The 13,654-nt window shown below is 36.7% G+C and carries 5 protein-coding genes and 1 pseudogene; all 6 read right to left on the bottom strand.

Annotated features, from left to right (window positions below; genetic code table 11):
* A partial coding sequence (locus A3EO_RS0109945; RefSeq protein ID WP_018347030.1) for an IS3 family transposase occupies positions 1-226 on the bottom strand: 226 nt, incomplete at its 3' end.
* A gap of 230 nt (positions 227-456) precedes the next feature.
* Positions 457-9,663, bottom strand: coding sequence for a YadA-like family protein (locus tag A3EO_RS0109935; RefSeq protein ID WP_018347028.1), 9,207 nt, complete (start codon positions 9,661-9,663; stop codon positions 457-459).
* Positions 9,664-9,705: 42 nt separating this feature from the next.
* Positions 9,706-10,296: a hypothetical protein gene (locus tag A3EO_RS0109930; RefSeq protein ID WP_018347027.1), complete on the bottom strand. Its 591-nt coding sequence runs from the start codon at positions 10,294-10,296 to the stop codon at positions 9,706-9,708.
* Between the two features lie 196 nt (positions 10,297-10,492).
* Positions 10,493-12,421, bottom strand: a complete 1,929-nt coding sequence (locus A3EO_RS0109925; protein WP_018347026.1) for an LTA synthase family protein — start codon at positions 12,419-12,421, stop codon at positions 10,493-10,495.
* Between the two features lie 102 nt (positions 12,422-12,523).
* A complete protein-coding gene (locus A3EO_RS0109920) occupies positions 12,524-13,165 on the bottom strand; it encodes an MBL fold metallo-hydrolase (protein ID WP_018347025.1) in 642 nt (213 codons plus the stop codon).
* Between the two features lie 20 nt (positions 13,166-13,185).
* Positions 13,186-13,506: pseudogene (locus A3EO_RS12910) on the bottom strand (YcbK family protein); the annotation flags it as partial.
* Positions 13,507-13,654 lie beyond the last annotated feature (148 nt).

Genomic DNA, 13,654 nt, shown 5'->3' with positions numbered 1-13,654 from the left:
TTTTAATGCGTTGTTCAAGCTCTCGTATCCGTTGTTGTTCCGGTGATAAGGGCTTCGTTCCGGGCAATACATAGCCTTGTTTTTCTGCTTGGACTTGTTTTATCCAACGACGTAATGCCGTTTCGCCTATCCCTAATTCCAAACAGGCTTGGGCAACAGAATAACCTTGCTCGGTGACTAATTTTACCGCGGCAACTTTGTAATCCGGGCTAAATGTTCTTCTCATCTTAATATCCTCTTTTTGTGATAGTTTACCACCTATTGAGGACTGCAAAATTAGTGTACCACTACACTTGTACTATAAAGCTTTAACCCACTTTTTACCAACCTTTTTGTCTACTATGCCAATAAAAAGAGTTGCTAATAATCTTAGAAAATAATTATTAGCAACCACTTTGTCCACTTGGTGTAGTTTTTTAAAAATCAGCAACCATTTTGTCTACTACACCTTATTGTTTACCATTCAAATCCAACACCAACTCCTCCACTCACAGAACCTTGAGTATTAGTGCTACCAACTAACTTAATAATCATCTTGCCATTATCAGATATTCTTGATACACCTAAAGCTACAGCACTTTGACCACCATAAGTTCCACCTGAAACCGCAAATAGGCTTTTACCTGATGTATATGCCTGAGGCAAACTTGCTGTTGCAATTGCTCCTGCAATACCTCCTCGTAATTTACGATTATGCATATCAACATAACGTTTATTCACAGCATCACTATCTTGAACAGGATCTGCAACATTGGTAATACGAACAGGTGATTTACCATCTGCTCCCGCGACTGCTAATGCACCATCTTTAGTTACACCAAGTGATATACGAGGTTGCAATTTACCGTCTTGATCACGTATTGCACCAAGACCAACAGTATCAAAGTTAGGATTCATACTTGTACTGATTGATACTTTTTTACCTGAATCACTTTCTACAGTATTAATTTCAACATTATCACCAGCAGTTACTTCAGAAACAGAAGCGGTTTTAACTGCTTTGATAGCTGAATCAATATTGTCTTTACCTGTACCACCTATATTGGTTGTAATCGCTTTACCTTCAGCATCTGTGCCAAGAATATTAGCAATTTGACCACCATTCACAGCTTGCTTACTATCTGCTTTCAGTTCACCATTTTTAATATTATCAAGTGTTTGAGCCTCTGAACCACCTTGCGGATCAACAAGTGCAACACCTGCTATTTTTGTATTTTCTGGTGTACTACCTTCAAGATCTAACTCGCCGTTATCTTTCAATAAGAAGAATCGATCACCAACTTTAGCTAATGCTTTACCTTCTTTATTAACATAAGTCATAGGTACACCATTCACATTAATACTATAGCTAAATACACCAGCCTTCTCTTCCACTTTAGATACTTTTGTATTAATACCATCTTTAACTTGAACAGTATTCCCCGCTTTAACAGTATCAACCTTATTATCATTAGTTTGAAGCTTAAATCCAGTGTCTGCCAAGTTTTTCAAATCTTGTGCAGTTACAGCAGTATTTGGATTTACTGAGCCATCACCAGTAGCCCCAACTTTGTTTAAATTGTCAATAAAGCTGTTACTACCTGATTTCACCTCACCACCAATTGAGCTTGCTACGTTAGCTAATTTAGTCGCTTTAGTTGTTGAACCATCTGGGTTAACAGTAGAAATAACAATTTTATCTGTTGGTACATCTTTCGCACCTTCTTTAGCAACAGAACTACCATCCGCTGCTTTTTCAACATCACTCTCTTTGTAGTAAACAGGTTTACCATCTTGTTCAAGCTTAATCAAACGCTCACCAGACTCGGTAGTATAAACTGCGTTACCAGCGGTACCATCACGTAATGCTTGAACTTTATCTAAAATAGAAGTGCCATTTAGCCCATCTTTTCCACCTGCTCCTGTCGCTCCATCAACAGGCAATTTATTTGTTGAACCTACTCCAATCGCATCAGCAAGATCCTTCACCGCACCTTCTGTTGCTGCATTACCGCGATTATCTCCCTTACCATAATCTTCTCCATTAATGGTACGTTGATCTAAACCAGTAATTGTTTTCGTTTCACCGTTGATAGTAATACCGTCCTTACCATCTTTACCATTCACTACAATAGCATTATTTGCAGCATCAAGTTTTATTAATTCTTTATTATTTGCATCTTTGAAGGTTACATCATTTGCTCCATAAGTTGCTGAACCCTCTTTATTAGCAATAGTAGAACCATCTAGACCATACTCTGCAGACTTACCATCTTGTCCCGTAACTTTAATGCCATTCGCATCAAGTTTGGTACTTGTGCCATCAGCATTTGCAGCCGTTTCAAACGAAGTCATACCCTTCAACTCACTAGATAATTTAACATTTAATGAGCTTGAACCATCAGCTACAACACCAATGTTATCGTCAGTGAGTTTACTTGCATCAGTAACTCCACCTTTAATAGATAAGGTTTCACTCAACTTACGGGTAACGTTATTACCACTATCGCCTGCAAATGATAAACCTGCATCAGTTAATTTGTTGCCTAATGCTTCTGTTGCATTTTTCAGATCAGATACATTAACCGCACTTGAATCATCAGCATTAGCTAATGCATCTAGGTAATCCTTACCTTCTGTTGGCTCTGAAACTGCACTTTTTATTCCAGCGATTACATTATCGTTGAAGTTTACAGCGCCTTTATCAAAGCTAATTTTTCCTTGACCTTCACTTCCGCCAATACTACTGATATTAGTGAGTGCTTTAGCTAATTGAATCGTTAAGGTGTTATCAATGTTATTAACGACATTGATATTACCTGAAGCAGAACTAAATGTTTGTGATGCATTTTTATCAACACCTTCACCAGCAATGCTTAATTTTGTACCAAGTGGGCGATGAACAACTTTTTCGTCATTACCAACAAAATCTAACCCAGCCTGTGCTACAGCTTGTAAATCACCAACATTTGTCGCTTTATTAAGTGCCTCACCTTTAGTTTCAAGTAATTTAGCTACAGCGTCTTTTGCTTTTTCTGGTGAAATTGCTTTTGGATCACTTGTTGAACCATTACCATCAGCATCTTTTCCATCCAAGCCTAAACCACTTGCTACATTATTAATAGCTACTGGTGCTGAATTCTCGCCATCAGCCCCTTTTTGTCCTAATGTAATTGAGGTTTTATCAAGATTATCATAACTAACAACGGCTTTGTCTGGAGTAATACCAAGTTCTTTTAACTGCCCTACATTCACCGCATCGTCATTTTCTGTTCCTTTTCCAACTTTAGTGATTTTCGCACCTGCAAAATCAATTGCTTTTGTACCATCTTCACCCACAACACCAGTTAAAGTTGGTGCATTATCCCCCGTACCAAAAATGACTTTAGGTGTTGTTACCGAGGTACTTGCTGTTAAGGTTTCCGTTGCTACACTTGTTAAACCACTTAACTTTTTGGCGAGTTGAATCACTAAATTTTGATCTTTATCAGCGATTACACCAATATTATTTTCAGTTAGATTATTGGTATTAGTTACTCCACCTTTAACCGTAACCGTATCACCTAATTTTTTCGCAATATCAGCCCCACTATCACCTTTAAAGGTAAGACCTTTATTAGTCAATTCGCTCGATATGTCATTAATTGTACTTGCTACATTTTCAGCAGTTGCGAAAGTATTCCCCGCTTTATCTACTCCAACAGTACCATCCTCTTTCTTACTCAATGTAGCTTTTGCTAAGTCAATGGTAAATGTTTTCTTGTGATCTGTAGTTTCATCTATTTCAACAGATAAACCACTATTTTCTTTTGCTTTAACATCAATAGCTTCAATTGCTAGGTCCTTAACTGCATTTTTACCTTGATCCGATATATTACTTAGGTCTGTATTAGCTAATCCACTTGGCTTAGAATCAGGACCGTCAGACGGTTTCAAGGCTGTTTCAATGGCTTTCAAAGCATCAGTAGCTTTCTGAGTTAAACCAACAGTAAAAGTATTTCCCTCTAAATCATTAGATTTAGCTCCGCCTACCGTTAAATAATCAGAATTTGCTACATTAGTTTTATCCGCAGTAACAGTTGTTTTTGCACCGGTAATTGCCTTATAAACTGCTTCACTTGTTACTGCTTTAGTTTCATTAGTTGCAACTGTATCTGCTTTATTCAAACTTATGGAGAAGTTTTTCTCAGTACCATTTGTTCCACCAGTTGTCTGTACAGAAATATCATTATTACCAGTTGCGGTAATTAAACTTGTAATAACATTTTTACCAGCTTCATCAATATTATTTAGGGATTTCGTTGCAGCATTTCCAGCAGTTGAACTGATACTTGCTAATTGGTCCTTCACTTTTTGATCAAGATCGATCGTTATATCATTACTATTATCTGTAACCTTAGTAGTAATAAAATCTTTCGTACCTTTAATACTTAAGCTTTGAGTTGGTAATTCAACTTTACCTGTAGCATCTGTGTTATCTGCAACTAAATTAAGATTAGAGACTTTACCTAAAGCAGCATTAATCGTATCCGCAACATTTTTAGCTGTTGCGAAATTCGTACCACTATCTGAATTTTTTACAGAAACTTCACCTGTTGTTGAATTATTCTCTAAGGTTGCAGTATTAACATTGTATTTCACTACACCATCAGCTGCTATCTCTGCCGTAGTATTTGAACCATTGGTGAAATTTAGCCCTTGAGTAAGGGAAACCGAAGGATTCTCTTGTCCATTGTACCCTTGATTATTAGCTTTATAGGCTAATTTCGCTGTAGCATTTAAGCTATCTTCAGTCACAACTTTAGAACCTGTTGTATCTGCTCCATTTTTGCCATCAATACCATTTTTTACGATTACATTGCCATCTTTATCCACTCCGATAAAGCCATCTTTTCCATTCGTTCCATCTTGTCCCTTAAGTAAAATTCCCTCAAATTCAGGAGTTTTCTTAATCGCAATCTGAATAGTACCACTTGTCGCATCAACTAAAGTTGCTAAATTTTTTGCACTGTAATCTGTAATTTGCCCTAAACCCTCATTGGTATCTTTTGCCCCAATGATCTTCACTTCATCACCTAAGTTACGGTGAATTTTGAGTCCATTTGAACTCAATGAACCTGTAAAATCTAAGCCTTTGTTGGCTAGTGATTCTGATGTTTTCTTGAACATCTCAGCCACATTACCAGCCGTTGCGAAATAAGTTTTTGAACTATCATCTACAGATACCGCTCCCGTTGCCGTATCATGATTTAATGTTGTAGTTTTAACGCTATATTTAACAACTCCATCATTTTCCACGCTAGCAGTAGTGTTATTACCATCAGTGAATTTCAAACTTCCATTTTTTAAACTGATTTCTTTAGGTGTTTCTTCATTATTCGCCTTATATTTTAATTTGATATCATATAATTTATCTGCTGTTACCGCTCCATCAGCAATTTTACCTGAAGTTACTGCCTTATCTGCTAATTTAGCAGATGTAATCGATCCATCTTTAACATCAAATGAAAGATTTCCATCTCCTAATAAACGATTGGCACCTGTACCTGTAACAGATACAGTGTTTGAATCAACTACATTACCTTTAGTTAAGGTCCCACTAATTTTTTCATTTGTTAAATCAGATTTATCTAATTTATCATCAATTTTAGTAATTTTATCTGTAACTTCCTTAGCAAGACTAACAGTGATATTTTGACCTTCTGCCTTAGTAATAATCTGCTTATCTGTTCCTTTTACCCCCAACACCTCACTTTTAAGTTTAACAGAACCTTGTGAAGTTCCATCTCCTGCAATATTTAAAGTTGAAGTTAAATCATTAAGTTTTTGGTCCACTTCACCTTTTGTATAAGCATAATCTTGCGGGGAAAATTCAATTATTCCCTCATCTTTTGCGGTAATTTTTAATTTATTCTCATCTTTTGAAACAAAAGTCAAACCAGTTGAAGCCTGTACAGTTTTTCGCTCAGTGCTTTCCCCTGCTCTATAGCCAATATTTGGAGAAAGATTATTTAAGCCGAGAGTATTTTTCCAAGCAGTAATATTATCTGAACTTAAGTTACTAGCATCTGATTTTGCAAATGGCAACTCCCCTGTTAAATCTCTTTTTAAAGCGTCATAATCAAATGCAACAGAGTATGCATTTGCAGTTAAACCAGTACCAACAGTAGGTGTTACTGTTAAATAAGGGGAATTAGGAGTTTGAGTTACTGTAGTTTTTGCACCAACAATTGCATCATAAATTGCTTTTGTTGTTGCAGTTTTTAAACTATCTTTCTTATCCTCTATAGAGGTTTCTTTTAATAGAGAAAATGAAATAGCCTTACCTGAAGCCTTAGAGGTTAAATCATTTTCATCACCTTTAATATCAAAATTGAGAGGAGTATCGGGCGAATAAAGTTGCGTTTCTGTTGTAGAATTAGTATTACCAGTAAATTTGATTTTGGTAGTTGCCAACTTACCTAACAGATCATTTGTAGCATATAATTGAGAACCATTAATGGCATCAGTTGATTTGGCGCTAATTAAACCTGCTGCTACATTTTGGATACGGCGTTCTTTTCCTATAGAACCAACACTCACAGCCCCATTTGTACTGCTTCCTGCTCCAGCAAAAACATAACCTGAGAATAAAGTTGTAATATCCGAAGAACTACCAGAATATTTATTATATGATGTTACGCCAGCAGTTGAATCACCAGAAAAACTACTTACCGAAGTATTATTACCAAGATAAACTGAATTTTCTACATTAGCAGTAATTTCATTACCAAATACCATAACATTGTTTGCAGAAATAGTATTGAGATTACCAATAACACGAGCATTTTGTGCTGCTATAGTAGTCTTATTTGAGTTACCAAAGAACCCCGAGTTTGTCGCGGCAATAGAAGTAGTGCTAGTACCATTGTCATTCCCAACAACATAAGTACCTGTGCCACTAACGTAATTTGGATCCCCTAATGCACCAGAATTAGCACCACTTACTTTATTACCATTACCAATGGAAAGCGCATTATTTGCTAAGGCTTTTGCGAGGTTACCGATAGCAATAGCATTTTCTCCATTAGCTTCGGCTTCATAGCCAATTGCTATAGCGTGTTTGCCTTTATTGCCACTATCTTCACCTGATGTTTTCGCCCCGAAACCAAAAGCAATACTATCAATTCCAGAAGCACCATCATTTAAGTAATTGTTATTTTGTTTTAATTTTGCGATTTCTTCTGGGGTTAAATTATTAACAGATCTTTTAGAATCTGTTTCAGCTGCAGCCGCAATTTTATCTAATACCTCTTGGTAATTACCACCATTTTCAACAATTGTAATAGCCTCTAAACTACTAGCTATCTTTGCATATCCGCCTTCTACACCAGCACTAACAGACTCATCTTGCAATTGCTTCAATGTATCTTCAAGTTTTTTTACTGATTCCTCATTAAAGCTATCATTATTAAGTTTTTTACGAGCCTCAATGTTTTTTAATGTTTTTTTCAAGTTTACATATTTTGCATAGTTTTCACCCAACTTAATTTTGGCATTGATTGCCCCTGCTTCACCTGCTGAATTGATGTGCTCAATAGAAAGGTATTTAACCCCGCCACCATTATTGAGCGATTTGATTGCAATATCAAATTTTTCATCAATTGTTTTTAATTGTGCTACGTTTACAGCATCGGTATCTAGGCGACCAGACGCAACATTTACAATACGGCGTTCTGCTCCTGTTGAACCTACAGAAATAACCCCCGTGTTTCCTGAAGTTGGCACAGAAGTTGCTCCTTTTGCAACCCACGGATCTAACATTAAATCTTCATATTTATAATCTGTTCGTGAATCAACCCCTAATGCAACTGAGTTTTCAAGCATTGCTAATGCGCCTTTCCCCAATGCCATAGCATTATTACCAGTTTCTTTAGTTTTATCTCCTTTTCTAACTATAGCTCCTTTTCCAAGAGCTAATGCCCCAGTAATAATACTACCATTAGCAGCTAAACGCTGTGACGCATCAATAAATGAATTAGTCCCGAACGCCATACTATCAGTTACGCCATTAGTAATGTGAGATGACGCTCCAAAGGCTATACTTTTACTAGAATTATTTCCTACTGAAGAATAATAACCAAATGTCATCGCACGCTCAGAGTTTGTTCCAATCGTTGAAAATGGTCCTAATACAACTGTTCGCTGCGATTCGGTTCTTGATTGAGTTCCTGCTAAGAAACTATCTGCACCACTCACATAGGAGCCAACACCAACTGCAATGGAATTATTTGACGAGGCTTTCACATAAGTATAAGAACCTATAGCAAAAGAATTATCGGAATCAGCTAATGTCGAATAGCCAATTGCCAATGAGTTCTTTTTCACCGCATAAGAACGTCCCCCAATAACTATTGAATTACTACTATTGCCATTATCAGCTATTTTAGTTTTTTGAATTTGTTCACTTCCGATAGTTAAATAAACATCCCCATCTCGCCATAATGGCACTCCACTTGTATATAAACTATTCGTGTCTGTATCAAATTTCGTATATGCATCAAGATTAACTGTTACATCATCACCATTCTTCTGAGTTGCAGCATTAGATAAATTAGCATAAGCGGGTAACAACGATGTAGTATTAGCCGTATAAAATGCTCCCGAAGCCGCTACTTGAGAACCAATAGCAATTGAGTTTTTACCTACAGCATAAGCTTGATAACCATATGCCATTGCACCTTGTGAAGTTGCTTCCGTTTTATTACCAATAGCAACAGAATTTGGAGCAAAAATCCGAGAGTTTTCCCCAATTGCTGTTCCACCTGTAGCGGCTGTATCAACATAAGCTTTGATCCCCATCGCAGTAGAACGATCTGCTAGAGCAAAGGAAAGAGTACCAATAGAAGTAGATACTTCTCCTCCCGCAATTGTTCTAGTACCGATTGCAATAGCACCTAATTTTCTTGCATAAGTAGGAGACCAAATCGCTTTTTCATTTTTATTACTACTAAGGTCGCCACTCCAATAGGAACTCAAAAATTCAGTTTGATTAGCAAAAAATTTCTTGTTATCTGCTCCAGTCCAAAGATCCTGATAAATATTAATCAATGTTTCCTTTGGAAACTTCACTCCATATTTGCCTTCAACACCATCAATATTCCAATCAATAGGGTCATCACTACCAATTGCGATGGAGCTATAACCTTGTGCGTAAACATTCGCACCAACTGCTACTGCTTGTGAGCCAGCACCTGAAGTTGCACCGACTACTGTTGCTTCTCCCGCAATAGCTTTTGACTTATAGCCAATCACCGTGGTCCTATCATTATCTTTACTTCCCCCCGTAGCGTCATTACCAATAACTACAGAATACAGTCCTACTGGACCGGGATTACTCTTATCCAAATTACCCGCTGGGTTTAAGGCTACAAACTGACGGGTATTGAAGTCATCATAATCACTATTCTTTTGAGCATAAATACTTCCGTTTTTCATTATTAATGTTTCAGCACTAACAAAACTCGGAAACAACAACTCTGCTAATATTGCAGAAAAAATCACAGAAAGTTTAGCCGAAAAATTTAATTTTTTATTATTTTGATCAACACTACTGGTTTCCTTTCCATGACTTGCAGTTAACTCTGAAACCACTACAATCTCTTTTTTAGCCACTGAATATTTTGTTTTATAAATCTTATTCATAAATTCGTTCCTTATCGTTAATTCTCAGATATAAAAAATAAACTACTTTTTAGGTGTATTGTCGTATACTGTCGTTACTTGTTCAAATTTGGGTTTTACCTGTTTTTTGAAAACAGCACTTTGCATAAATTCTGTTGGATATTCAAAATTATTACGATCGCCTGTTGCGGTTACAGAGTCATTTTCTAATTTGAATAACTTCACATTTGATGGTAACTTTTTCGCTAAACCACTTTTCATCAATGTTTCCCAACTACGATCACCGTACGGTTCAGCGAATTTATCATCGACCATAACAAAAAGGTAAAGGTGCTTTGTTGTTTTAGCCAATGCTTTAATATTTTTTGATAAAAGATCAATACGAGGCATAACCAACACAATTTCTTCGCTTGGAATTAAATATTTTTTTTGCCCATCAATGCTAATCCCTGTACTTGCTAATTCAAGCAAGGCATCCGCTTCATAGCGATCTCCTAACCATACTATAGGTTTATAAGGGACATCTTGTGTAAAAGAACGCTGATAATTCGCCTTTAACTGGGATAACTGAGTGACATCAGGTTGGACTGCCAGTAGCTGAGTGCTCATTAAGCAACAAGCCAAAGAGCCCAAAATGTTTTGTAAGTATTTCATTTTATTTAACTATTCCTTAGGTAAACAATAATATAAAAAGGGTAATTTTATAATAATATTTTGTAATTTACCATCAAATCTAATTTAACAAAGTATTAACAACTACCTTATCCACTTGGTGTAATTTTTCAAAAATTAGCAATCATTTTGTCTACTATACCAACAAGGTTTATCGCGTGGCTTAAGTTGTTATTATTTATTTTTCCGATAAACGATACAAGCGATTCTTATATAAATAACTGCCCCACAATGCATAGGTTAATGCTTGTTGCTTCATTTCCTCTGGTACTGATGCAGGTTGCAAATTTTTCTTCACACTATCATAAGTAAAACCTTGTGGTTGTGTATCTGGTTGTAAAATCACCACTTGATTTTTCTCATTCATCAATGCCATTGATTTATCAAACTGCATTAACGCACGATTCGGACTATATTTAGTTAAATCAAAACCTAACATTGGATATTCAGCATCAATTCCCATCAATGATAATAAGGTTGGCGGCATATCAATTTGACTCACCAAACGATCATCAGTTTTCGGTGTAACACCATCACCAATAATTAATGCTGGAATATGGAAATGCGTAATCGGCACCAAAGAAGCTCCAGCCACACGAGAGTCATGATCTGCAATCACCAAGAAAATTGTATCTTTCCAATAATCTGATTGCTTCGCACGTTTAAAAAATTCACCAATCGCAAAATCAGCATATTTTGCTGCATTATTTCTGGTCGCTTTTGGTTGTTCATATAGCTCAACTTTGTTATCTGGAAATTCAAAAGGATCGTGATTGCTTGAACTAAAGACTAAACTAAAGAACGGTTTCCCTTCTTGGTGTAACTTGCGAAACTCTTGATCCGCTCTAGCAAATAAATCTTCATCAGATACACCCCAAGTTCCTTTAAAACTTGGATTTGGATAATCTTTTTCATCAATAATGTATTTAAATCCATTACCATAGAAAAAGTTTGCCATATTATCGAAATGTTTTTCCCCACCATAGATAAATGAAGTGTGATAGCCTCTGCGAGCTAATAACTCTGCAATGGTGAAGAAATTATTCTGACTATTGGTTAATTTCACTACGGCACGTGCTGGTGTAGGCGTAAAACCAGTAACTACTGCTTCTATGCCACGTACTGAACGTGTACCTGTTGCATAAAGATTTTCAAACCACCAACCTTCTTTACTCAACTGATCTAAATTTGGTGATAATGGTAAACCACCTAATGCACCAATAAATTGTGCACCTAAACTCTCTTCCAAAATAATCACTAGATTTTTAGGTTTACCTTGATATGTCGCAGGATTTTTACTTAATAAAGGAATATCACCTTGAATATAATCTGTTTCTGGACGTGGATGTAATTGTTTTAGAGTCGTCAACATCTGTTCTGGCTCTAATTTTCCATACATTTCAGATGAGCTTTCTTCATGTTTCATCTGCCGGATAGCAAACATTACAGAATAACCAGAATTCAGCACCAATGAATTAATCAGTGGATCCGACGAAAATGCAACCATTGATGGATTAATTCCACGATGATCAAAGGTTGATCTCGCCCCCATAAACACTAATCCAGCAACCACAACGGCAATTACAGGACGATATAGCCAGCTTCCCGCATTCGCATCACGCACTACATAACCTGATAACTTCCAATATCCCCATGTTGCCAATACTGTCACAATAATTGAAATAATCATCGTCACTAAATGGCCCTTAGCTAACATAGTAAAGACTTCATGTGGATTAACTAAATATTCAACAAAAAGACGATTTGGGCGGAAATCATAGGTACTAATAAATTCTGGTGTGGCTAATTCCATAAATAGGATAAACACAGATCCTGCCGTTAATACCACTCGCAATACCACTCTAAACACAGAACCAAATTGCGTTTTATCTAAAAAGAGCGCTGAAAGTAAAGCAAATAGACCAAATAGCCAACATAGCGAAACCACGTCCATACGTACACCTTGTACTAGGAGTGGAAACCAACCATCCACTGCATCAACCCGTTCTTTCTGCCAAAAGGCTAAACCAAGACGGCTCACTGATAAAATAATTAAATTCAGAACGAAAAAATAGAGTACTGGATATAGAGAGAAAACCCGCAACATAATAAATTTTAATCCTCATCTTCCTGATATTCTGTGTGAAAAATAAAACCTCCAATAACGGAGCAGCTATTAGAGGTTTATCGATAAAAAGAGTTCATTTATCTAGTCGATATTTTGTGCATTTAAAAAAGGATTTTGTCTTTTTTCATCTGCAATTGTGGTTAATAACCCATGACCAGCAACAATTTGCGTATCATCAGCTAATGGCCAGAGTTTTTCTTTGATGCTTTTGATCAGTTGTGAAAAATCTCCACCGGGAAAATCTGTACGTCCAATACTACGACGGAATAATACATCCCCCGTAAAAGCAATATTCTCTTCTTGATTAATAAAGCCGATATGACCAGGAGTATGCCCTGGTAAATGTAATACCGAAAAAGAAATGGCACCAAACTGCACCATCTCACCTTCATCTAACCAACGATCAGGCGTTAAAGGAGCACAATATGGTAAGCCAAATTGTTCAGCTTGTTGTGGTAGCCCTTGTAACCAATAGTCATCAGCTTTATGCGGACCAATAATCTCAAGATCAAATTCTCTTTTCAGTTTCGCTGCACCACCTACATGATCAAGATGACCATGAGTCAATAAGATCATTTTAGGTTTCAATTCATTTTCATTAATAAAATTAATGATCCTTTCTGTATCACCACCGGGATCAATAATGGCAGCATTTTTTTTATCGTCCCAGATCACAGAGCAATTTTGTTGAAATGGGGTAACTGGAATTATTTGTACGTTCATCATTATTGTATTGTATTTAATCAACTTCCACGCCAAGTACGATTAGGTCCTGTATCTACGTGCACAAAATTACTGCGTGGATAATAACCAACCCCACCATTATTCAATGATTGTGCAACTTTACGTACATTATCCAGTGAAACATTAGCAATACGGAAATCAATGGCTTGCCCGCGCATATGATAGCTATTACTTGCTACGCCTTTGCTACGACGATGCATTGCTGCATTTGTTGCTGGCGCACGATAACCACAAATTACCGAAATTTCACATGAACGTAATCCTAAACGCGATTGGATTTGATAGAGTTTAGTAAATAAGCGAGGGTCCATATTATGGACTCAGACTGCTGACAAACCTCTAGACATACCTCTAGAGGTTTGATCTAATAGGCATATCGAAAAAAGGAAATGCCTATGCTCAAAAATACACCCTCACTCCAATATGAAATCGAGATGATAAGTCTCGAACAACTCGTTCCAAAAGACC

It is taken from the genome of Gallibacterium anatis DSM 16844 = F 149, assembly GCF_000379785.1.
GTDB lineage: Bacteria > Pseudomonadota > Gammaproteobacteria > Enterobacterales > Pasteurellaceae > Gallibacterium > Gallibacterium anatis.
This window is presented reverse-complemented; position numbering and strand designations above follow the sequence as displayed.

Excerpts from the sequence above, each read along its gene's own strand:
- A3EO_RS0109935 (WP_018347028.1), bottom strand. The coding sequence starts at position 9,663 with ATGAATAAGATTTATAAAACAAAATATTCAGTGGCTAAAAAAGAGATT.
- A3EO_RS0109930 (WP_018347027.1), bottom strand. The coding sequence starts at position 10,296 with ATGAAATACTTACAAAACATTTTGGGCTCTTTGGCTTGTTGCTTAATG.
- A3EO_RS0109925 (WP_018347026.1), bottom strand. The coding sequence starts at position 12,421 with ATGTTGCGGGTTTTCTCTCTATATCCAGTACTCTATTTTTTCGTTCTG.
- A3EO_RS0109920 (WP_018347025.1), bottom strand. The coding sequence starts at position 13,165 with ATGAACGTACAAATAATTCCAGTTACCCCATTTCAACAAAATTGCTCT.